The organism is Zobellia alginiliquefaciens (assembly GCF_029323795.1).
Classification (GTDB): domain Bacteria; phylum Bacteroidota; class Bacteroidia; order Flavobacteriales; family Flavobacteriaceae; genus Zobellia; species Zobellia alginiliquefaciens.
Genome location: NZ_CP119758.1, coordinates 4,958,466 through 4,984,276, shown reverse-complemented (window position 1 = coordinate 4,984,276; position 25,811 = coordinate 4,958,466). Strand labels below are relative to the sequence as shown.

Annotated in this window: 11 protein-coding genes; 8 read left to right on the top strand and 3 right to left on the bottom strand. The window is 37.3% G+C overall.

Annotated elements, in window-relative coordinates:
• Positions 1–2: 2 nt before the first annotated feature.
• Together uxuA and P0077_RS20510 are read right to left on the bottom strand one after the other, a co-directional pair.
• The gene (gene uxuA / locus P0077_RS20515; RefSeq protein ID WP_276167058.1) at positions 3–1,205 is read right to left on the bottom strand and encodes a mannonate dehydratase; all 1,203 of its coding nucleotides are present in this window, start codon (positions 1,203–1,205) and stop codon (positions 3–5) included.
• 52 nt (positions 1,206–1,257) lie between these two features.
• Positions 1,258–2,064 (bottom strand): SDR family oxidoreductase, encoded by an 807-nt coding sequence (locus tag P0077_RS20510; RefSeq protein WP_276167057.1) that lies wholly within the window; start codon positions 2,062–2,064, stop codon positions 1,258–1,260.
• 373 nt (positions 2,065–2,437) lie between these two features.
• On the opposite strand from P0077_RS20510, the gene P0077_RS20505 reads away from it, so the two are divergent.
• From P0077_RS20505 to P0077_RS20475, 7 genes are all read left to right on the top strand, one after another.
• Complete coding sequence (locus P0077_RS20505) at positions 2,438–5,557, top strand: SusC/RagA family TonB-linked outer membrane protein (protein ID WP_276167056.1); 3,120 nt, start codon at positions 2,438–2,440, stop codon at positions 5,555–5,557.
• A 4-nt stretch (positions 5,558–5,561) separates the two neighbouring features.
• A complete protein-coding gene (locus tag P0077_RS20500) occupies positions 5,562–7,040 on the top strand; it encodes a RagB/SusD family nutrient uptake outer membrane protein (protein WP_276167055.1) in 1,479 nt (492 codons plus the stop codon).
• A gap of 140 nt (positions 7,041–7,180) precedes the next feature.
• Positions 7,181–10,525 (top strand): VCBS repeat-containing protein, encoded by a 3,345-nt coding sequence (locus tag P0077_RS20495; protein ID WP_276167054.1) that lies wholly within the window; start codon positions 7,181–7,183, stop codon positions 10,523–10,525.
• Between the two features lie 144 nt (positions 10,526–10,669).
• Positions 10,670–13,882, top strand: a complete 3,213-nt coding sequence (locus tag P0077_RS20490) for a CRTAC1 family protein (protein ID WP_276167053.1) — start codon at positions 10,670–10,672, stop codon at positions 13,880–13,882.
• A 151-nt stretch (positions 13,883–14,033) separates the two neighbouring features.
• Entirely contained in the window at positions 14,034–18,293 is a 4,260-nt protein-coding gene (locus P0077_RS20485) for a two-component regulator propeller domain-containing protein (RefSeq protein WP_276167052.1), read from the top strand.
• A 9-nt stretch (positions 18,294–18,302) separates the two neighbouring features.
• Positions 18,303–20,138, top strand: a complete 1,836-nt coding sequence (locus P0077_RS20480; protein ID WP_276167051.1) for an arylsulfatase — start codon at positions 18,303–18,305, stop codon at positions 20,136–20,138.
• Positions 20,135–21,457, top strand: a complete 1,323-nt coding sequence (locus P0077_RS20475; RefSeq protein WP_276167050.1) for a Gfo/Idh/MocA family protein — start codon at positions 20,135–20,137, stop codon at positions 21,455–21,457. Before P0077_RS20480 ends, P0077_RS20475 begins: the two co-directional genes overlap by 4 nt.
• A gap of 3 nt (positions 21,458–21,460) precedes the next feature.
• Here the strand turns inward: P0077_RS20475 and P0077_RS20470 are convergent, their stop codons facing one another.
• Complete coding sequence (locus P0077_RS20470; protein WP_276167049.1) at positions 21,461–22,324, bottom strand: AraC family transcriptional regulator; 864 nt, start codon at positions 22,322–22,324, stop codon at positions 21,461–21,463.
• Positions 22,325–22,554: 230 nt separating this feature from the next.
• On the opposite strand from P0077_RS20470, the gene P0077_RS20465 reads away from it, so the two are divergent.
• Positions 22,555–25,803: a DUF1553 domain-containing protein gene (locus P0077_RS20465; RefSeq protein ID WP_276167048.1), complete on the top strand. Its 3,249-nt coding sequence runs from the start codon at positions 22,555–22,557 to the stop codon at positions 25,801–25,803.
• Positions 25,804–25,811 lie beyond the last annotated feature (8 nt).

Genomic DNA, 25,811 nt, shown 5'->3' with positions numbered 1-25,811 from the left:
TATTATTCGAAAAACGCTTTTCGAATTCCTAATTCCAATCCCCGTAATTCCGCTAATCCGCGTAAGCGACCAATAGCTGAGTAACCGGGATTGGTTTTTTTATGGAGGTCGTCCAACATCTGGTGACCGTGATCAGGCCGCATTGGTATTATGGCATCCTGCCGACCTTCTGTTTTTCTTCTTTTTTCTTCGGATACTATCAGCTTTACCAAATCATACATGGGTACGTCTCCTTCTAAATGATTGGCTTCATAGAAATTTCCATTTTCATCACGTTTTGTACTTCGCAAATGAATAAAGTGTACACGATCTGCAAATCGTTCAAACATTTTGGGCAGATCATTATCCGCTCTAGCTCCTAAAGAACCAGTGCAAAATGTGATTCCATTGTTTATGGACTTTACTTGGTCAAAAATATAAGCATAATCCGCTTCATTCCTCATGATTCTAGGCAAACCTAAGATAGAAAATGGTGGGTCATCTGGATGAATGCACATGAGTATCCCATTTTCTTCAGCAGTAAGCATGATTGCATTTAAAAAGTAAACGAGATTGTTACGCATATCATCCTCGTTCATACCCTGATAAGTATCTAGGGTAGCCTGAAACGGACTAAGGTCAAAACCGGTCTTAGGTATATTATAAGTTTCAGAAGACCCTGGTAAACCGGCTATAATGGTTTTTACCAGTTTATAGATGTCATCGTCGGTCATGGCCGTATAATAGGTTTTTGCGGCTTCAATTTGAGCTTCCGTAAAACTTTTTTCTGCGTTCGGTCTTTTTAAAATAAAAAGGTCAAAAGCTGCAAGTGCGGTAGCATCAAAAAGTAGGGCTTTTGAGCCATCGGCTACTTCATAGTCCAAACTTGTACGTGTCCAATCAAGGACAGGCATGAAGTTATAGCATACAACGTTTACACCGCACTGAGCCAGATTTTTTAGACTAATCTTGTAATTTTCAATAAGTTTTTCAAAACCTGCTTGCTGAGTCTTGATACTTTCATGAATAGGGAGTGACTCAACAACGGACCAAACCAAACCATTTTTTTCTAAAAGATTTTTGCGCTCTTGTATTTCTGATATTGACCAAATTTCACCATTGGGTATGTGGTGCAACGCGGTTACAACACCCGTGGCCCCAGCCTGTTTAATATCTTGTAGGCTAACAGGGTCATTGGGCCCATACCATCTCCATGTTTGTTCCATATTAGGTTCTTCTTAATTAGTTCATTATTTTTTGGTTTAAAACTCTGGGATCTTAGACACCGCTAAAAGCACTGAACCCACCATCTACAGGAAGTACGATTCCTGTGATAAACTTAGAGGCATCGCTACATAAAAATTGAATAGCACCATTAAGTTCGCCTACTTCGCCAAAACGACCCATGGGCGTATTTTTTATAATGGTCTCCCCACGTTCGGTGAAAGAACCATCTTCATTGGTTAGCAGCGCTTTGTTCTGCTTCCCGATAAAAAAGCCCGGAGCTATTGCATTAACGCGAATACCACTGCCGAACTTGGTAGCCATTTCTACGGACATCCATCTGGTAAAATTTTCCATAGCCGCTTTTGAAGCAGAGTATCCGGCAACTCTTGTAATAACACGATCGGCTGCCATAGAAGAATAATTAATGATAACGCCCTCTTTCTGTTCGGACATAACTTTACCAAAAATTAAGGAAGGAATAAGGGTACCGTTAAGATTAAGTTCGGTAACCTTATTAAAGTCGTCAATCTTGATGTCAAAAATGGTTTGTCCGGGAGCAACTGTTGCACCAGGTAAGTTGCCGCCTGCAATATTTAGAAGAATATCAATTCTGCCAAAATCGGACAAAATTTCGTTTTTAGCATTTTCTAAAGAGTTCTCACTTAATATATCGGCTTCATATGCTTTAGCGTGTCCGCCCACGGTTTTAATTTCATCTAAAAGCGATTGTACAGAATTCCGCTTACGCGTTAACAATGCCAACTTAGCTCCGGACTTGGCAAGACTTTTGGCAACACTTCCTGCTAAAGCGCCACTAGCTCCAGTTATAACTGCAATCTTATTTTCTATATCAAACATAGTTATGGTTTATTATTAAAAAGCACAAGATAAAACAATCTAACCGATTACCTAGATATGAACCGGTCATATTATGGTTTTGGGGTTGTTGGTTGCCTATCACAAATGGGTAATAGGAGAATTAAAGGGTAACATATTGTCTTTTTTATAGTAGAATGTTTATCTGTAAACATTCACTAGGGGAGACCCTTATAGTTATGGTTATCGGTGTTTTACAAAGCTAGTTTCTTCATTTTGTGTAATTAGGACACTTATTTTAAGGTTAGAACCATTTGTTGTACTCATCTGACCATTTGTTGTTAAAGAATGGTTAAATAAACGGCACATTTGATAAACTCTGAAAAATAATTAACTCAATTAAACCAAAATGTTTATGAAATTAACAAAACGGACAAGTAAAAACTGGCATCCCCAAAAGTTTCTGGCGGGGTTGTTATGGCTGTTAGCATTTGCCTATGGCCAGTCCCAAGCCCAAGAAATTGCGGTTAGTGGAACAGTGTTGGATAATACGGGACTACCGTTAGCTGGTGCTAACGTATTAGTAAAGGGAACTACAACCGGTACCCAGACAGATTTTGACGGAAACTATACCATATCGGCAGATGGTACGGCAACATTAATATTTAGTTATATTGGATTTACTACACAGGAAATTGCAGTTAACAACAGACAGACTATAGATATTAGCCTTGCTGAAGATGCAAGTAAACTAGATGAAGTTGTTGTTATCGGTTATGGTACGCAGAAGAAATCCGATTTAACCGGAGCAATTAGTTCGGTAAGCTCAGAAGAGATTAATGAAATAGCAGTAGTTACAGTTGGACAGGCATTACAGGGCAGGGCTCCTGGTGTTAACGTTACTGCCTCTACAGGTCAACCTGGTGCTAATTCTACAATAAGAATTAGAGGTGTAGGTACGGTTAATAATTCTGATCCTTATGTAATTATAGATGGTGTTCCGGGAAACCTTAATAATCTAAATTCTGCAGATGTTAAAAGTATAGAAGTTTTAAAAGACGCTTCTGCAACAGCGATTTACGGTTCTAACGGGGCTAATGGTGTTATTTTGGTAACTACTAAAACGGGTAGGCCTGGTAAAGTAACAGTTAATTTTGATAGTTACATTGGTACTCAAGAAAGAGCAAGAGATTTAGATATGCTAGATTCTCAACAATGGGCGGGACTCGTAAATGAAGGGTATACCAATGATGGTTTAGCTCCTAAGTTTTCCGCTGAAGAAATAGCTGACATGAATACATATGACTGGGGAAATTTAATATTCCGTACAGGATTTATTCAAAACAACCAACTTTCTGTATCTGGCGGAAATGAATTTGCTTCTTATTTTGTTTCTTATGGCTATACGGATCAGGCAGGTATTCTAAAGTCGTCAGCTTTTAATAGGCATAACATTAGAATTAATAATGAATACAAATTAAATGATAATATAACATTAGGACATAGATTGTCTTATTCCGTTAGAAATCAAAACACAAGATCAGAAAGCGGAGTTTGGCTTTGGGGTCAGACGGCAATACAAGGTTATGGGTGGGAGCCTAATATTCCATTTTATACAGCGGATGGCTTATATTCTTCACCAACATCTGTTAGTGCTATTCATCCAGATGCGGAAGTTAGGTATAGAACAAATGAAAATACTAATAGAGAGTTCAATTTAAATGCTTATTTGAATATTAACTTCCTTAGAAACTTTAGTTTTAGAACTACGTACGCGCCTCAGTTTACCACGTCTGAGCGTTACGATTTCGATCCTGTAATAGATCCGGATAATGTGGGTTATGGGGTTACAGGTGGTATTCTAAGAACTCAAAATCAATTAGAATCAAGAGCCGACCAGACAAGGAGCTATACTTGGTCTAACGTGCTTACTTACAATAATGAGTTTGGTAAGCATGGGGTAACCGCTATGGTAGGACATGAACAACAGGAGTTTACCGGAATTAACACACGAGCGTTTGCAACTGATATTAGTGATTTGTTCGGTAATAATGTAGTAGTTGAAGATGGTAATTCTACTACTGGGGCAGGAAACAGATGGGAGTCTAATTTGTTCTCTTTGTTTTCTCGATTAATTTATAATTATGATGATCGATATCTTTTAACGGCAACAGTACGTAGAGATGGTTCTTCAAAGTTTGGGCCGGATAAAAGATATGGTACTTTTCCAGCAGCTGCGTTGTCATGGAATGTTCATAATGAGAAGTTTATGAAAGACAGTTTTTTTAATCAGTTTAAAGTTCGTACGGGTATAGGTGAAATTGGGAATAGATCTATTGATGATTTCGCTTTCTTTTCTGAGTTGTCGGTTGGACCAACAGCCGGGGTTGATGTGGTTTTCGGAAATCAGAGAGCATCAGGTGCAGCCTCTAAGGGTGTGCCGAATCCATTATTGCAATGGGAGTCAACAACTACTACCAACGTTGGGATAGACTTGGGTTTCCTTAATAATCAATTGACGTTTTCTGTTGATTATTTTGACAGAAAAACAAAAGATATGATTCTACTTATTCCTCCCACTACCCAGTCATCAGGTCTTACGGAGTCAACTTTGTTTAATAAAGGAACGATGAGTAATAAAGGTTGGGAATTTGCTCTTGGTTATAGTAAACAATATGAGGATTTTGGTTTTAGTATTGGTGCTAATATGGATATGATTGACAATGAGTTGACTTCATTGGATACTAATAATGCGTTTTTAGCCGTAGGTGGTGCTTTTGGTCAGAATGGTTTCCTTAGGTCAGAACCTGGTTACGAGGTTAGCTACTTCTATGGCTACGAAACTGACGGGGTGTTTCAGAATGAGGGAGAAGTTACAGCTGGTGCAGAACAAGGAGCAGTACCTGGTGATATTAGATTTGTAGATCAGTTAACTGTTGATACAGACGGAGACGGAGTGGCAGATCAAGCAGATGGTGTAATTAATGCAGATGATAGAACAAAAATAGGTAGTCCACATGCAGATTTCAATTATAGTTTCAATTTAGATTTTAATTATAAAAATTGGGATTTAGGAATCTTTTTCCAAGGAACTCAAGGAAATGAGATTTTCAGTTCATTACCCTATTTCTTTGAAAGTGAATTGGGGTCAGGACTTCAGGAAAGTGCTTTAGGTAGATGGCACGGAGAAGGAACTTCAAACACTTTACCTAGACTTACTTTAGCTGGAAATGCTAGAAATATTCAAATTTCCGATCGTTATGTTTACGATGGTTCTTATTTAAGAGTGAAAAATTTACAGTTAGGTTATAATTTTTCAGCAGACCTAGTAGATAAAATAGGTTTGGATAAGTTGAGGGTTTATATCTCAGGACAGAACCTTCATACTTTTACAAAATATGATATTGGTTTCGATCCTGAAATTGGACAATCTCCTAATGAGTTTGGGGAAAATAATTCTTTGATAATAGGATTGGATAGAGGTGGATACCCACAACCACGAACATTTCTTTTCGGAATTAACTTAACTTTATAAGACTATGAAAAAGATAATATATACACTTATTGCGGTAATGGTTATGGGCTTTACGGCTTGTAAATCAGACGACTTTCTAGAGCCAACACCCTATGGCCTAGCAGGTGATGATAATTTTTTCAGAAATGAATCAGACGCTCTATTGGCAATTAATGCTAGCTATAGAGGGTTGAGACAATGGTATAATAACTTTCAAGGTGATTATGGTTGGGGGAATATAGGAACTGATGATGCTTGGAAAGGTGGAGCTAGCCCTGCAGATCAAGATCCATTAACTGCTTTGGAAAACTACGAGATACTTACAACTGTAGGTGAGATTGTAAATAGGTGGCCTGAGGATTATCAGGGTATTAGAAACGCGAATAAGGTAATCGCAAATGTACCTAATATTGAAATGGACGAAGCCCTAAAAACTAGAATTGTTGGGGAAGCTTATTTCCTAAGAGGAGCTTATTATTTTGATTTGGTAAGATACTTTGGAGGCGTGCCAATTTACAGGGAGAATTTTGAACTGGCTGAAGAATATTTAACAGTTGGAAGAAGTACAGAGCAAGAAACTTGGGACTTTATTGAAGAGAATATGTTGGAGGCTATAGCTAGACTTCCTAAGAAATCTGAATACGCTGCGGAAGACATGGGTAGGGCTACTAAGGGCTCTGCTCTGGGTTTTTTAGTAAGACTTAAAGCGGTCCAAAACGATATGGCAGGAGTTAAAAAATATTCAGAAGAATTATTTGCTCTTGGAGAATATGAATTGGCGCTTACCTATCGTGAAATTTTTCAACCCGCAGGGGAGAATGGACCAGGATCTATATTTGAAGTGCAGTTCAAAGAAGCTAATGAAGGTGGAGGAGCGGTGCAATTAGGTAATGCTACCGGACACGCTTTTGGTCCAAGGTCGGGCGGTTCTTATGGAGGCTGGGGCTTTACCATGGCCAAGCAAGAATTGTTAGACGAGTTTGAGGAGGGAGATCCAAGGTATGAGCATAGTTTTTATAATATTCCTGGACAACCTTATGCCCCTTTAGATGGAGTAAACTCTTATTTCGGTAAAAAAGTGGCTTATGCTCCATATTCGGATTACCCTATTCCGGCTCAAGCTGGCGACGGCGGTGTCAATTGGAGAGTGTTAAGACTGGCCGATATATACTTGATGTATGCCGAAGCTGTAGCAGAATCGGATCCGGCAACAGCGATAGAATATGTAAACAAAGTGAGAAGGAGAGCTCGTGAGGGAGATGATAGCGTATTGCCAGAGGTGCCTGCTGGAACAACAGGGCAAGCTTTGATAGATGCCATACGGCACGAACGTCGTGTGGAATTGAACTTGGAAGGTCTGCGAAAACAAGATTTACTTAGATGGGGACGTACTGATTTATTAACCCCTTTAGGTTTTATTGTAGGTAAACACGAAAAAGTTCCTATACCACAAGTAGAAATAGATAATTACGGAGGAGTTCTAGAACAGAATCCGGGTTATTAGGTAGGCTTGATTACCTATGTTTATAATGTAAAATAAAAAACGGTCTACCTGTGTAAATAAGGTAGGCCGTTTAGTTGTTTTTTAAGGTAAAATGAAAATGGTGTTAGGTTGCACAATAATTTTTTATATAGTTTTAGTTTATGAAGTATAATATATCACCCAGTCTACTTTCAATATTGGTTATTTTAGTAGTGGTCGTTAGTTGCAAAGAGGAAGTTCATACTAAAATAGCTAACCTGCAGGAACCGGAAGTTAAAGAGCCACTTTTTAAACTTGTCCATCCAGATAGTTCAGGTGTGACTTTTATGAACCATGTAGAAGAAAATCTGAAAAATTACGTAGTTCATTTTAACTATGTATACAATGGAGGGGGGGTAGCTATTGGTGATATTAATAATGATGGACTTTCGGATATATATTTTTCTGCCAATGAACAATCCAATAAATTATACTTAAATAAAGGCGATTTTAAATTTGAGGATATTACGGAGTCCGCAGGTGTAAGTGGAGGTGGTGGTTGGCATACAGGTATTAATATGATAGATGTTAATCATGATGGTTTCATGGATATCTATATCTGTCGTGGTGGATATAAGGACACGGATGAGGAAAGAAAAAATCTATTATTCATCAACGATGGTAATATGAAGTTCTCTGAACAAGCAAAAGAATATGGCTTGGCGGATACAGGGTACTCGGTTCAAGCAGTGTTCTTTGATATGGATAATGATAATGACTTAGACATGTATCTTACCAATAGACCAGAATTATTTTTTCAGACACCGGATGAAATAAATAAGGGCGAAAGAGAAAATAATAACCTCTATAGAGATAAACTATTTTTAAATGAAAATAATAAGTTTAAGGAAATTGGTTTACAAGCTGGTATCGTTAACAATTACGGCTATGGATTAGGAGTCAGTACACTTGATGCTAATAATGATGGGCTTACGGATATTTACGTCACAAATGATTACGAACAATCTGATTATCTATATATAAATCAAGGTAAAAATAAATTTAAGGAAAGTATTAAAGAGTATACAAACCATACTTCATTCTATTCTATGGGTGTAGATGTAGTAGATTTTAACAATGATGGCTTTGAGGATATTTTGGCCTTGGATATGGTATCTGAAAATTATATCCGAAGCAAGACTACAATGGCGTCAATGAACTTAGAGAAATATAGGGAAATCATGGAGCGTGGTTACCACAGCCAATATATGCATAACATGTTGCATTTAAATGAGGGGAATGGTTTTTATAGTGAAATAGGTCAGTTAGCAGGTATTGCAAAAACAGATTGGAGTTGGTCATGTCTTGGAAGCGATTTTGATAATGACGGATATAGGGATATTTTTATAACTAATGGCTATCGTAGAGATGTGACGGATAAAGATGCCACTAAAAGATTTTTTAATTATATAAATAGCAATGCTATTAAACAAAACTCTGATGAGCAAAACCTAAAGAATATTCTAAATCTTTATCCAACAACTAAACTTACTAATTACATTTTTCAAAATAATACTGATCTAACCTTTAATAAAAAAGTGGTGGATTGGGGCCTTGACCAAAAAAGTTTTTCAAATGGAGCCGCAACAGTAGATTTGGACAATGATGGGGATTTAGACTTGGTTGTCAATAATCTTGAGGATACTGCATTTGTTTTTGAGAATAAATTAGATGAACAGAAGAGTAATAAGTACTTGAAAATTGGTTTAAAGGGGCCAAAGAAAAACCCCAATGGTATTGGTGCCCAGATAGAGCTAAAGTATAACAATCAAATACAATATCATGATTTTAAAGTAACAAGAGGCTATTTGTCGTCCGTAGAGCCATTGGTGCATTTTGGCCTAGGAGATGTAGGTGTGGTTGACCAAATTAAAATAACTTGGCCAGATAAAAAAGTGAACACGATTAAGGATGTTAAAGCCAATCAATTAGTACAGGTTAGTTACTCCGAAGCAACCAAACAAATAGATGAGCAAATTAATGACCCAATTTTGTTTGCTGAGTCAACCAAAGATATTCAATCAAATTTTAGACATAAGGAGAATGATTTTGATGATTATAAGTATCAAATTTTGCTTCCGCACGAAATGTCCAAACTAGGCCCTTTTGTGACTGTAGGTGATGTTGACGCAGATGGGTTAGAGGATTTTTACGTTGGAGGAGCAAAAGGGCAATCAGGGGTAATTTACACTCAGGATAGTCGAGGGAAATTTAGACCCTTAAAAAATTCTACTTTTAATTTAGACAAAGAGTCTGAAGATATGGGGGCTACGTTTTTTGATGTAGATGGAGACGGAGATAAAGATTTGTATGTAGTAAGTGGAGGTAGTGAGAGTAAAATTGATTCAGAATTTTATCAAGACAGATTATATTTGAACAATGGAAAAGGGATTTTTTCCAAAACTCAAAATTTACCTAGAATTGTAACTAGTGGCTCCTGTGTAATTACACATGATTTTGATGGAGATGGCGATTTGGACCTTTTTGTAGGAGGTAGGCAAATGCCAGGTAAATACCCGTCCTCAGCAGATAGTCATTGGTTGAGAAACGACAATGGAATATTAAAAGATGTTACAGAATCAGATGCTCCTGATTTAAAAGATTTGGGAATGGTTACTAGCGCCGTTTGGGCAAATGTAGATGATGATGATGCTAAAGAGCTAATCGTAGTTGGCGAGTGGATGCCCATTACAATTTTTAAAGTAGTGAATAATAAGTTAAAAAATGTATCGGAGAGGTTTAATTTGGGTAAAACCAATGGATGGTGGAACAAAGTAGTGGCCTCGGATTATGATAAAGATGGAGATGTGGATTTGATTTTAGGGAATTTGGGCGAAAATTACAAATTCACAGCATCTAAAGACAAACCTTTTTATGTCTTTGCAAATGATTTTGATAGCAATGGAACGAACGATATTTTTTTGGCGAAAAAACTAAAAAACAGTTTGGTTCCTATAAGAGGCAAAGAGTGTTCAAGTCAACAAATTCCTGGATTAAATAAAAAATTCAAGACGTATGAAGGTTTTGCTAATGCAGATTTACCTACCATTTTAGGTGAAAAAATAACGGATGCAACACGTTATGAAGCACAGATATTTTCGTCTGTTATTTTGGAAAATACAAATCAAGGGCTCCAAATTAACAAGTTACCAGTAGAAGCACAATTTTCTACAGTCAACGGTATTGTTTGCAATGATTTTGATGGAGATGGGGTTCAAGAAATTCTTTTAGGGGGTAACAAGTTTGAGGTAGAAATAGAAACTACTAGGGCAGACGCTTCTCCCGGGTTTTTGTTTAAGAATAATTCTCAAAACGAATTTAGAGCTTTAAGCCCTGCTCAAAGCGGTTTTTTTATTCCGTATAGCGTAAAAGATATTCAACAGATTAAAATATCTAATGGGCAAGTGGGTATATTGGTAACTACAAATGATGATGTTTTAAGACTATTTAAAACAACAATATTATAATTTTAGGCTGTATTTATGGTAGGAGGCTATTTTTTAAATGGAATTAGGTGTATAACATTATTTTTTGCGATTCTTGTCTGTGGGGAATGTACTTCGGAAAAAAAGAAAGAGAAAAATGTAGAAGCTTCAATAAACCGGAAAACTTTGAAGTTTGAAGTAAAATTAAAGGAGCAAACGCATGTAACCTTCGCCAATACATTAACAGAATCTAAAAACCTTAATTATTTTAATTTTCCTTATATGTATGCCGGGGCTGGCGTTGCTACTGGAGATATAAATAATGATGGACTACCGGATGTTTTCTTTGTAGGGAATGGAGTTAATAACAAATTATATCTTAATCAAGGAAATTTTAATTTTAAAGATATTTCGGATAAGGCCGGTGTTGGTGGAAAAGATAAACCAAGATGGTCTAGTGGTGTTACAATGGCAGACATTAATGCAGATGGTTTTTTAGATATTTATATATGTGTGAGTGGTCCATCTCCTGATAAAAGAAATTTACTATATATAAATAATGGAGATGAAACTTTTACTGAGAGTGCAGTGGAGTTTGGTCTTGACGATGCGGGGTATTCTAATCAAGCCACGTTTTTTGATTTTGATAGAGACGGAGATTTAGACATGTTTTTAGCAGCTTATCCGCCTGCCGAATTTCAGAGTACAAATGCTTTCTATGTGGAAAAACAAAAGTTGGCAACCCAGGAAGAGAGTGACCAGTTGTATGAAAATGTGGGAGGAAATAAATTTGAGAATATTACACAAAAAGCTGGTGTGTATAATTTTGGGTTAAGTTTAAATGCCAGTATATCGGATTTCAACAATGATGGCTGGTTGGATATTTACGTTTCGAATGATTTTAACTCACCAGATTTTTTATATATCAATCAAAAGGACGGAACCTTTAAAGATGGAGTTAAAGAATACATGAACCACACTTCTAATTTTGGCATGGGATCAGATGCTGCTGATTTTAATAATGATGGATGGATAGATTTGCTACAGGCAGATATGATGTCTTCATCTAATTTTGGAAAGAAAAGGAATATGTCTTCCATGCGGCCTGAGTATTTTCATGAGGCGGTAGAAATGGGGCTGCATTATCAATATATGAGAAACAGTCTACAAATGAACAACGGCAATAATTCTTTCAGTGATATTGCAGAGTTGGCAGGTGTTTCAAATACAGATTGGAGTTGGTCAGCACTTTTTGCAGATTTAAATAATGACGGTTGGAAAGATATTTTCATTACTAATGGAATGAGGCGAAGTGTCAATAATAAAGATTATGAACTTAAGGTTGCTGCGGCTATAGAATCCGGTAAAATAGCGCCAAGTGAGCGCTATTTGTTGACAAAAAATATGCCAGTAGAACCGGTAAGTAATAAGGTTTTTGTGAATAATGGCGATTTAACTTTCTCTGAGGACAAAGATCCACAAGGGCTTTCTTATTTTGGCTTTACACATGGAGCATCTTATGCCGATCTAGATTTGGATGGTGATTTGGATATGGTAATCAACAATTTGGATAGAATGTCTATGGTCATTGAAAATAAGTTAGAGGACACCAATTATTTACGTCTTAAGTTAAAAGGAGATCAAGCTAATACATTTGGAATTGGCGCTAAAGTAAGGTTAGTGGCGGACGGCAAAAACCAGTACCAAGAAATGATGCCTAGCCGTGGTTATCTTTCTTCCGTTGAGCCGATAATTCACTTTGGTTTGGGAAGTGTAAAAGAGGTAGATACATTACAAATAAACTGGGCTAGTGGTAAGGAGCAAATTTTGGTTAAATTAAAAGCAAATCAACTTGTAGAGGTTTTAGAAAGCCAAGCCACCGACTCCAGAGTTGATTTGGTACCGGAAAGCGAAATTATTTTTAAAGAAATCTATAAGTCGGGACTGGAATTCATGCATACGGAAAATCAATTTGATGATTTTGATAAACAGGTGCTTTTACCTCATCAATTATCTAAATTTGGCCCATCTTTAGCAATTGGAGATATTAATGGAGATGGTTTGGAAGATGTTTATGTGGGCGGAGCATCAGGACAAACAGGCGTGTTTTTTCTTCAAACCAAAAACGAAAGATTTGAACAAAAAAAATCTAAAGTACTGGTTGAGGACAAGTGGTATGAAGACACAGGGGCCGTCTTTTTTGATGCAGATGGTGATGGGGACTTAGACTTGTATGTAGTAAGTGGAGGGAATGAACAGGCTAAAAATACATCGTATTATCAAGACAGACTATATATGAACGACGGGAGCGGAACTTTTCAAAAAAACAAGAACGCACTTCCCCAAGTAAAGATTAGTGGTATGTCAGTAGAGCCATTTGATTATGACAAGGATGGTGATTTAGACCTTTTTATTGGAGGTCGCTTAGTTCCTTGGGATTACCCTAAATCGGCAAGCAGTGCTATTCTAAAAAATAACAACGGAGTTTTTAGTGATGTAACGGGTACCGTAGCCCCTGAATTAGAAAACATAGGGCTTGTTACTGATATGGTCTGGACAGATTATAACAACGATGATATGATAGATTTTATACTGGTCGGTGAATGGATGCCAGTAACTGTTTTTGAACAGGGTGAAGAAGGTTTTAAGAAGAAAGAGTTGAGTAGTCTAGAAAACACTGAAGGGTGGTGGTATAGTATTAAAGCCTCTGACCTAGATGGTGATGGCGATGATGATTATGTGACAGGTAATCTGGGTCTTAATTATAAATACAAAGCTACGGGAAAACTGCCTTTTGAAGTGTATTATGCAGATTTTGACACAAATGGATCAAATGATTTGGCTTTAGGGTATTACGAAAATAACACATTGTATCCTGTTCGTGGTAAACAATGCTCTACGGAACAGATCCCGAGTTTAAAAAGCAAGTTTAAGTCATATGATGCTTTTGCCCAGGCCGATTTTTTTGAGGTATATAACATAAAGAACACAGCGGATGTGCTACATAAAAAAGTAAAGACATTTGCTTCTTCATACTTTATAAACGAAGGAGATGGTAGTTTAGAAGAGAACAAATTACCCAATATGGCGCAATTATCTTCTGTGAATTCAATTATAATAAAAGATTTCAATCAAGACGGCGTAAAAGATGTTGTAGTTGCTGGTAATTTATTTGCTTCAGAAGTAGAGACCCCCAGAAATGATGCAGGGTCAGGTTTTTATATGGAAGGAACTGTTAGCTCATCTGGAAAATATTCGCTAAAACCTGTATATATGAGCGGCTTAAAATTCAATAAAGATTTAAAAAGCATGCAATTATTAGCAGTTGGAGAGAAGGAATTTCTTGTTGGTGTTAATAATGATGGGCCACTTCAGGTTTTTGAATATTTAACAAAATAAAGAGATTACATTCTTGAATTATTTTTCAAAGTATTAGTACTTTCAAATTATTACGATTGATACTATAGACTATTTTCACAACTATTTTTAACCTAAAATGAGTTGATTTTCATCAAAAGTTAAAAAAGAAATACAGGAGCTTATCATATTTATGTTTCAAATCCATTTTAAAAAAGTTTTAGGTACAGTTGCAATAAACAAGCTTTTCAATAAGTTTTGTTGCGTTCTGTTATATATCTCCGTGTTTACCGGAAACTCCCAAAACCACATTAGCTTTAAGCACATTACCACAAGTGACGGTCTCTCACAAAGTGATATCAATACCATTTACCAGGATAAACAAGGTTTTATGTGGTTTGGAACACATGATGGTCTCAATAAATATGATGGATATAAGTTTACGGTTTACACTCCCAGTTCAAATAAGCCAAGTAGTATAAATAGTAACCTTATATCTGCAATTACAGGAGATGATGAAGGTAACCTTTGGGTGGGTACAACAGGCAACGGTCTCAATTACTACAATGTGTCTACGGGTAGGTTTAAGGCTTATACGAGTAATGAAGAAAATGCATCTAGTATCGTAGGTAACCATATAACCGCATTGTTTAAGGATAGTAAAAATCGCCTTTGGATCGGGGTTCAAGATGGTTTGGATATGATTGACCTTTCCGTTTCGTCGGAAAAAATGAAATTTCAACATTTCAATTCGGAGCAGGACCCGTTTATCATGGGGTGGGACGGTAGTTCCATTTATTCTATTTACGAAGATAAAAACGGACAAGTATTGATCGGTGGGGCAAATGGTCTTTATAAACTTAAAAAAGACGCTAATGGAAGAGGTTACTTTGGCAATATAAACAAAGACTTAGGACTTCCCGACTGTATTGTTAAAGGTATGGTCGAAGATAATATGGGCAGACTTATTATAGCTACAAACGTAGGTTTGTACTGTCAAGTAAAAGGTGCGGGGCCTAAACTTGTAAAGGTTCATGATACGAACTTTAATAACGTCTTGGTAGATAATAACAATCGCTTGTGGGTCGGTTCTAATGAGGGGTTGTTTTATTTTGAAAATACTTCTGTGGAAAAAGAACCAAAATTCATAAAGCGTTTTATTTATGATTCCAGGGATGTAGGTAGTATTAGCAAAAATATTATCAAATCATTATTTTTAGATAAGACCGGAATTATATGGGTAGGAACCAATGGGGGAGGTGTAAATACTTTTGATCCGGGTAAAAAGCAGTTTTTGCATGTCAGAAACACCCCTAATCCTACAAGTTTAAGTTATGATAAGATTCGTGCTATGTACGAAGATAGTAACGGCTCGGTATGGGTGGGTACCGAAGGTGGTGGATTAAACATGCTTGTTAAAAAGGATGATGATGGAAACTACAATAAGTTCAAACATTTTAACTCTTTACGTAGAACATTCGCTATTACGGAAACGCGTATCAATGATAAAAAAACTTTGGTAATAGGCGCGGAAAGTGCTCCAGGTCTCTACTTTTTGGATATCAGTGATCCAGATAATATTAGTGAATCCGACTTGTCGCCACAGGGAGACTTGCCTGGAGTGTTCAGTTTGCTCAACGATTCCAATGAAAATTTATGGATTGGCACCTATACTTCTGGTGTGCGGAGATGGATGAAAAAAGAAGATGAAAAGGGGTATGATAAACAAACATTTAAGAGTTACCCAAAGCAAGCGGATGCATTGCCCAGTAATATTATTAGGTATATCCTAGAGGATAGAAAGGGTAATGTCTGGTTTGCAACAGGTGGCGGTCTTAGTGTAGTGAGTGCTATTGACCGTTATAAAAAGCAACCTAAGTTTAGAACGTTCTTAAATGACCCAAAAGACCCAAAATCGGTAAGTCATAATTATATTCTTTCCCTTTATGAAAGCACTGCTGGAGAATTGTGGATAGGAACTTTTGGGGGAGGTCTTAATAAGTTCGTTCCCGGTAAAGATGGAGGTGAAGGTAGTTTTATTTCTTATTCTGGTCGTGATGGTTTGCCAAACAACGTAATTAAAGGTATTCTAGAAGATTCTCAGGGAAATCTTTGGTTGTCTACCAATATGGGGCTATCAAAGTTTAACCCTAAGAACGAGACTTTTAAAAATTACAATGAGAGTGATGGACTTCAGGATAATGAATTTCAAGAATTGGCTTGTGTTAAACGCGAGGATGGTGAGATGTTATTTGGTGGGATCAACGGTTTTAATGCTTTTTATCCCGAAGAGATACGTGACAATGAAACACCTGCGGAAACGGTAATTACGGATTTGCTTGTTTCCAATAAATCGGTCAAAGTAGGAGAGGAAATAGGTGGACATAGTATTTTGGAGCAAAGTGTTAATACATCTAACACTATTGAGTTAAGCTATAAACAGAATAATTTTTCTTTTGAATTTGCTGCCCTCCACTATGCGGCACCTTCCAAGAACCAGTTTGCTTACATGTTAGAGGGTTTTGACAATGATTGGATACATACCAATTCTAAAAAACGTTTTGCTACCTATACCAACTTAGGGCCGGGTAATTATGTTTTTAAGGTAAAAGCCTCTAATAATGATGGTTTATGGGATGAATCTCCGTCTGAGATACATATTACGATAACGCCTCCCATTTGGCAGACTTCTGCAGCCTATTTATTTTATGGTCTATTGGTAATGGGGGTTTTGTGGCTGTTTTGGAGATATACTTTTATTAGAACTAGCAAGAAACATCAGTTAGAATTAGACCATCTTGAAAAGGAGAAGTCAGAGGAAATGCAGCGTGTTAAACTGGAATTTTTCACCAACATTTCCCATGAATTTAGAACACCGCTTACATTGATTAAAGGTCCCTTGGAGTATTTACGAAAAGACGGTTTAAAAGTAAGCCAGACCAAGGTTCAGGAACAGTACAATATCATGTACAAGAATACCAACTACCTTTTAAAACTGGTGAATCAGTTATTGGACTTTAGAAAGATAGATCAGGGGAAAATGCATTTGGTAGTGCGCAATAGTGATATTATAGAATTTATTCAAGAGGTGGGTCAGCCTTTTCAGTTTTTGGCGCACAAGCAAAATGTAGACTTCACTATTACATCTTCAGAGGATACTATTATCTCGTGGTTTGATCATGACGCATTGGAAAAAATAATGAACAACCTTCTTTCTAATGCATTCAAATATACACCGGATGGTGGCCATATTACGGTAAGCATTTCAATAGAGAAAGCAGAAAATCATGAGGATACATCTAGAAATGTAGTTATCAAAGTAAGGGATTCAGGCTCTGGAATAGCAAAAAATAGAGTGAATACAATTTTTGAAAGGTTCAACACTCAAGATAAGAAAGATAGAAGAAACCTGCAGGGAGCTGGCATTGGATTGTCTTTTACAAAAAATTTAATCGAATTACATCAAGGTTCTATTGTGGTTAAAAGTAAGCCGAATAAAGGAACCGATTTTGTGGTGAAGTTACCCATGGAAAAAGAGAAGTTTGCAAACATTCCGGAGGTTAGTATCAAAGAGGTATCAGAAAGTGATTTCTTGGTGCGTTCTTCGGAAACCGAATCTTTTGCTATTGGTATCAATGATGAAATTTTAGATGAAGATGTTTCTAAATCAAGACCTAAACTCCCCATTTTACTATGTGTTGATGACAATGCGGATATCCGTACTTTGATAAAGCAGGCTTTGGACAGTGAGTACGTGATTTATGAAGCTGAAAATGGTAAACAGGCATTGAAAATGGCAAAAAGCTTGATGCCCAATATCATCTTAACGGATATTTTAATGCCCGTAATGAACGGTACCGAATTCTGTGAAAAGCTAAAAACAAACAAGGAAACAAGTCATATTCCTGTGGTTATGTTAACGGCAAAAGCTTCCGAAGAAAGTGAAATTGAAAATTTAAAATTGGGAGTGGAAGGCTACATCAGGAAGCCTTTTGATATGGAATTGCTACAGCTTACCTTGGCTAATATTTTAAAGCAAAGGGATCAACTTCGCAAGCAATTTACTCGTAATATCACATTACAGCCTACAGAAATAGCTGTCACATCTGTTGATGAATCTTTTCTGCAAACTGCAATTGAAATTGTAGAAAAGCACATGATGAATACAGATTTCAATGTAGAGATGTTGGTGAAAGAAATGGGATATAGCCGTAGTAATCTATATATGAAGTTCAAAGAGATTACCGGACTGTCTTCTAGTGAATTTATTAGGAATATTCGACTTAAAAGAGCGGTTCAGCTTTTTGAACAGAGCGATTTATCAGTAAAGGAAATTATGTACAAGACCGGTTTTAATACGGCTTCGTATTTCTCAAAATGTTTTAAAAAACAGTTTGGGGTGATACCCAGTGAATACGTTTCCAAGCTAAAAGAAAAAAAGACAACCACTTAGATTATACCAATGAAAAAAAATCTGATTATCAAATTTGGCCTATTGGCCTGTCTGTCCGCAACCATATCCTGCGGACAAAAAAACAAAATGGAAACAGAAGCGGTTTCAACCGAAGCAATTGCAGATGAAAGACCTAATGTAATTATTGTTTTTACAGATGATCAAGGCTATGGGGACCTCGCTTCTCATGGAAATGAGATTATAAAAACCCCTAATCTTACAGCCTTTGGAAAGGAAGCACTAGAGCTCACTAATTTTCACGTGGGCACCACTTGCGCGCCAAGTCGTGCCGGACTTTTAACAGGGCGTAACGGAAATAGAAACAACACTTGGCATACTATTGCCGGATGTTCCATTTTGTTGGAAGATGAAAAAACAATGGCACAGGTTTTTGAAGAAAGTGGTTATAATACGGCAATGTTCGGAAAATGGCATTTAGGGGATAATTACCCATACAGACCATTTGATAGAGGATTTAAAGAAACCTTGTACCATGGTGGTGGCGGGGCACAACAAACACCTGATTATTGGAACAATACTTATTTTAACGACACCTATTTTAGAAACGGGGAGCCGGAAAAAGTTGAGGGTTATGCTACGGATGTATGGTTTAATGAAGCTATTAAGTACGTTCAAGGAACTAAAGAGCAGCCATTTTTCTTGTATTTGCCGTTGAATGCAGCACACAGTCCATTTAATGTGCCGGAATCATACGCTAAGATGTATGAGGATGCTCCGTTGACCGATGTACAGAAACGCTTTTACGGCATGATTACCAATATTGATGAGAACTTTGGGAAGTTGGTGACTTTTTTAAAGGACGAAAAGTTGTTTGATAATACTATAATCATCTTCACCACAGATAACGGAACTGCTGCCGGTATATCCAAAGGAAAAGATGGCAGTGTTTTAGGTTATAATGCGGGTTTAAGAGGAACCAAGGGTAGTCATTATGACGGTGGACATAAAGTACCTTTTTTCATCAGTTGGCCAGATGGAAAAATTGAAAAAGGTTCAAAAAGTAATGAACTAGTGGCAAATGTAGATTTACTTCCAACATTGAGCAAAATGGCCGGAATTGAATTCAATTCTGAAAAACCTTTGGATGGAAGTGATATGACATCGGTACTTTTGAAAAAGGCAAAAGATAGTACACGTATGTTGGTCATTGATACGCAACGAGGCCAATGGCCCGAAAAAGGAAAAAACAGTTGTGTAATGAGTACGGAATGGCGACTTATAGATGGTAAAGAGTTGTATAATATAGTTGATGACCCTGGACAAAAAAATGATGTTGCTGAACAACACCCGGATATGGTAAAAAAAATGCAACAGTTTTATGATCAGTGGTGGTCCAGAATAGAACCGGAAATGAGATATGCCGAAATTCCTCTAGGCCACGAGAAGGCTAATCCGGTAACGATAACAGTTCATGATTTGCATACAGATGAAAGTATTCCATGGAACCAGGTGCAAATCCGCCAAGGAAAATCCTCTCCAACTGGTTATTATAGTATTAATGTTGTTGAAGATGGTGATTATCAATTCAAATTATATAGGTATCCTCCAGAGTCTGGTTTGGCCCTTAGCGCTGCCGCAGACCAAATTACGGGTACATCAACCATTGATGCATTGCCGGTGGGCAGGAGTGTTGACTACAACAGCGCAGAAGTAGAATTAGGTGATACTTTGATTAAAGCAAGTGTTGACCCTGCTAAACCTTATGCCCTTTTAGAAGGTAAATTGAAGAAAGGAAGTTATAAACTTCGTACCGACTTTCTTACGGTAGACGGAGCAAAAATGCCTGCATATTATATTGTTATTGATAAAAAAGACAACGTATGAAAAAGACCAAAACAACTGTAGCCAAAAATTTAAATCAAAAAGTTGTACTATCCCGAAGATCGTTTATTTCCAAGACGGCGCTTGCAGCGGGTGCAATCAGTATAGTTCCGAGACACGTTTTGGGAAAAGGTTTCATTGCACCAAGTGATAAAGTAAACCTAGGTTATATCGGTTTGGGTAAGCAGAGTATTACCCTTTCCAATGCCTTTTTGGCGAATACGGATGAAGCTCAAATCGTTGCGGGATCAGATGTGTGGACTACCAAAAACGAATGGTTTAAGGCGCATGTAAACAAACTATATGCGGATAAAAGAAATCAAAAAGAGTATAATGGTTTAACCGTTACGGGTAATTATCTTGAAATTTTAGATAGAGATGATATTGATGCTGTTATTGTTGCCACACCTGACCATTGGCATTCCATTCAGGCTATTGGAGCAATGGAAGCGGGTAAACATGTGTATTGTGAAAAACCTTTGACTCTTAAAATTCAAGAGGGAATCGATATGGTGAAGACCGTTAAAAAAACGGGTAAGGTTCTTCAGACCGGAAGCATGCAACGTTCGTGGGCAACTTTTCAAAAGGCTACCGAAATGGTGCGCAACGGACATTTAGGCGATATCAAAAAAGTGCTTGTTAATGTAGGTGATCCTGCAGTTCCATTTAACATGAAATCAGAACCTGTGCCGTCTCAAGTAGATTGGAATCAATGGTGTGGTCCAGCTCCTTTGTTACCTTATAATGAAAGATTATCTCCACCTAACAGTGCAGCATTTTTTCCTGACTGGAGACTTTTTAGCGAAACTGGAGGAGGTATTCTGACTGACTGGGGTGCTCACATGTTCGATATTGCGCAATGGGGGCTAGGCATGGACCGTTCTGGTCCTGTGAAGTTTGTACCTCCCACAGATAAGAATGTCGTACGCGGAATGCAAATGTTTTATGAAAACGGAATTGAAATGGTCCATGAAGATTTTGGTAGGGGATGGGGTGTTCGCTTTATCGGAACTAAAGGTAATCTTGATATCAGTAGGAGCTATCTTGAAACAGACCCGCCTAGTATTTTAAAATCTCAGGTAACGGATAAAGACGGCCTAAAATCTAGAGGTAATCATTATCAGAATTGGATAGATGCCATTAAGAACGATACTCCGCTTATCTCAGATGTAGAAATTGGTCATCGTTCTGCTACAGTGGGAAATATTTGTAATATAGGCTATCAATTAGGACGTACTTTAGAGTGGGATCCTAAAAAAGAAAAATTTATTGGTGATAGTGAAGCTAATAAAATGAAAAGTAGAAAAAATAGAAAATACTAAAAATTAACCTCCGGGCCTTTCTTTTCGGAAGGCTCCGGGAGTTATTCCATTTTTAATTTTGAACATTCGGGATAAATAAGAAATCGTTCCCATCCCTGTTTTTCCTGCTATCTCGGCTAATGTATTGTTTGTGGTTAGGAGCAGGGTTTCCGATCTTTCCAAACGTACGGTCTGTATGTACTTACTGGGTCGTATTCCAAACTTTTGTTGAAATACCCGTGAAAAATGGTCGGCGCTCAAGTTACTATGTGCGGCTAAGTCTGCTACCGTAAGGGGTTCATGAAGGTGTTCTTTTATGTAGTTGAGGATTTCGTGAAAATCATTCCTAATATTTAGTTTAAAACTTTTACTGTTTTGTACAAATGAAGAGAACAGAAGTTGCAGCAGGGCATGGGTTTCTATAAATGACTTAGCAGATAACAGCTCGTTTTTCTTTTCAGTTTCTGCCATAAACTTTCGGTTGTCATAGACACTGGGGTTGTCTTCCACTAAGTGCCTTTTGGGGTGTAGATGTATGAGCTTTTTAAAATAGTTAAAAACCTGCTCATCTGCCTCAAGATCGTATTTAAAATCTTTCATATCATAAATGGAAAGTCGGTCGCCTACCTCTTCGGTAAAGTGAATGTAGTAGAGTTCCAAATGGTCTTGACATTGATACCGACTATAAGTAAAGCTTGGAATGAGATAAAGGTGACCCGGTTCTAGGTCAAATTGCTCGTAACTGTGATAAATCCGTGCTGTTCCTTTAGTAACCAAATATAAGCGTGAAAACGGACTAATTACATTGTCATAGTCCCATGAGGAATCCAGTTTTGAGTATCCACAATGTAGAAAGGTAAGCTTTAGTGACTGAAGAATTTTATTCATACTAAAAGTTCGTTTATCGGATTTTAAATACTCTTCCTCGTTGGGTAAAGATATAAATAAAGCTTGTATTTGCTTATTATAGGGTGATTTATGGGTGTTTTCTTTAGCTTCTTATATATTGATATACTTTTGTTGATATCGGATTTGTACAATTCATAGCCTGATTTATACAAGAAATCGACAAAACAAATGAGCTAAATTTGTAGGAAACATAAATTTTCTCATAAATAATGTCCAAATTAATAAGCTGTTTCGTTTTTTCTTTAGCATTTGTGTTGTTTTCATGTGGAGGCCCGGACCTTCCTGAAGATGTTGAAATTGCTTATGAAAAGCTTCCGGAAAAAGTAGATTTCAATCAGCATGTAAAACCTATATTATCAGACAAATGTTTTATCTGCCACGGGCCGGACAAGGCAAAAATTAAAGGAGGGCTACAACTTCATGATCCAGAACTTGCTTATGCGGAATCGCCTAATACACCAGGATTATATTCAATAGATCCGGGCAATCCGGGGAATAGTGAGGTAGTAAAAAGGATTTTGACGGATAACCCGGATATTATCATGCCTGCACCGTCATCGCATTTAACTTTATCGCCTACTGAAAAGGCTATGTTGATCAAGTGGATAGACCAAGGAGCAGAATATAAAGATCACTGGGCTTTTTTAAAACCCGTAAAACATGAGGTTCCAAAAGTAAAACAGACGGATTTTGTCCAGAGCCCGATAGATAATTTTGTTTTGGCCACGTTGGAAGAGAAAGGGTTCAAACCATCAAAAAGAGCAGAAAAGGAATTATTGTTAAGAAGAGCTTCCATAGATTTAACAGGCCTTCCTCCAACTTTGGAAGAAATGGATGCCTTTGTAAACGATACATCGGAAAGTGCTTTTGAAAAGCAAATAGACCGACTATTGGCATCTGAACATTACGGTGAACAGATGACATTGGATTGGATGGATGTATCCCGTTATGCAGATACCCATGGCTATAGTAATGACAGGTATAGAGATACTTCTCCATGGAGAGATTGGGTTATAAAGTCTTTCAATAAAAATATGCCTTATGATGAATTTATTACATGGCAACTGGCGGGTGACCTTTTTGACAATGCTACAAAAGAGCAAATTTTAGCAACCACTTTTAATAGGTTGCACCCTCAAAATTTAGAAGGTGGTATTATAGACGAAGAATTTAGATCGGAATATGTAGCGGATAGAACGGCAACGGTTAGTCAAGGTATGTTAGGATTGTCCTATGCTTGTGCTAAATGTCATGATCATAAGTATGATCCTATATCTCAGAAAAACTATTTTGAGATGTATGGTTTTTTTAATAACGTAGATGAGACCGGACTTATTCCTTGGGACTTGGCAACTCCTGTTCCTGCTATGTTATTGCCCACAAAGGAGCAAGAAGATGTACTTGCCTATTTAGAAAAGATTGTAGATGAATCTGAGGAGAGGGTAGAAACTACGGCCAAGACAGAGCACAATAATTTTGAAAAGTGGCTCGCTAGTAATTCGTTTAAAAATATTCCTGTAAAAACACGTCCTAAAGGATTGATTGCATCTTTTGATTTTGATAATCAAAATCTGGTGAACGCTGTTGGAGGAAACGGAAAAAATAACATCAGGATGCGTCAGCATTTTGTAGATAATGAAAAGGCGATTTATAAAAAAGGAGCTAGTGGGAAAGGGCTTTTTATGGATGGGGATACATGGCTAGATTTAGATAAAATAGGTATTTATAAGCGAAACCAACCTTTTAGTATTTCTATTAAAGTATTTATACCTCAAGACCTTGATGAAGGGGTGATATTTCATAAAATGCAAGGTCCGGAATTGCATAGTTTTAGAGGATATCACCTAAAAATCAAAGACAACAAACTAGAGGCTTTATTTGCACATGTTTGGCCAGATAATTCAATGGTTGTTGAGTCGCTCAAAGAAATTCCTAAAGAAAAATGGGTACAGCTCACCCTTACTTATGATGGTTCTAGTAAAGCAAACGGTATAGGCATCTTTATGGATGGCGAAAAATTACAGACCACAACAAATTTTGATAATCTTTATAAAGACATTGTCTTCAACAATATGGACAATTATATTTATAAGGGAACCGTAGAACCAGGTTTAAGAATAGGGGCTATTTGGCGAGGAAAAGGTATTGGTAACGCCTTGGTAGATGATTTAATGGTATTTGATAAAGAGATAAGCGAGATTGAAGTTATGCAAATTAGCACAACGGAAAATCTTAAAAACTTAGTGGCAAAATCTAGTGATGTGCTTAACGAGAAGGAGAAGGAACAACTTGCGCAGTATTATTTATTCAATAATTCGCCTAAATACGAAGAAGTACTAACTGAATTAGAGAAAGACCGTAAGGTATTGGTGGACAGTATAGAGCCTGTTAAGCAGATAATGGTCATGAAAGAGCGTAAAACCCCGAGACAGACCTATATTTTGGATAGGGGTAATTATGATTCTCCTACAGATTCTGTCTTTCCTAATGTTCCAGAAGAAATATTTCCTATTGATGATAGCTTACCTAAAAACAGATTGGGATTGGCCAAATGGATAACGGATAAGGATAACCCATTAACTGCAAGGGTAGCGGTAAACAGGTATTGGCAGAATCTTTTTGGAAGAGGGTTGGTAAAGACTTCGGAAGACTTTGGTAACCAAGGAGAACTTCCTAGTCATCCTAAGTTGCTGGACTGGTTGGCTATTCGGTTTATAGAATCTGGTTGGGATGTAAAGGCCTTACATAAGACCATAATGTTATCCAGCACTTATCAGCAAAGTTCTGTTATAAGTGAAGAGCTTCTTCAAAAGGATATCGAAAACAAATGGTTGGCTAGGGGCCCGTCTACTAGACTGTCCGGTGAGATGTTACGTGATAATGCCCTGTTCGCATCAGGTTTATTGAATGAAACGGTAGGTGGTAAGAGTGTGAAACCCTATCAACCGGATGGATTGTGGAAAGTAAATGGGGATACTTATGTCCAGGATGGAGAAGAAGGTTTGTATAGACGTAGTATGTATACTATTTGGAAGCGTACCGTGCCTAATCCAACGATTTCAACTTTTGATGCGCCTACAAGGGATTTATGTACCAGTAGAAGACAAAAAACAAATACGCCCTTACAGGCACTAGTAGTATTGAACGATCCTACTTATATAGAGGCCTCTAGAGTTTTAGGGAAACAAATGACGGAGGCAGAGGACGTACGGACAGGTATAGCACAAACCTTTAAAAAGCTTGCAGGTAGAAATATTACCGATCAAGAATTGGATGTTTTGGCCAAGCTTCAAAATAAGGAATACAAAAAGTTCAGTACTAACTTGGATAAAGCAAAAGGTTGGCTACAAACCGGGGCTTTTAAAGTTTCAGAAACGGATGATAAAGCATCTATAGCAGCAAATGCAGTGGTAGCAAGTACCATTATGAACGCAGATGCCAGTATCACTAAAAGATAATAGTTAAC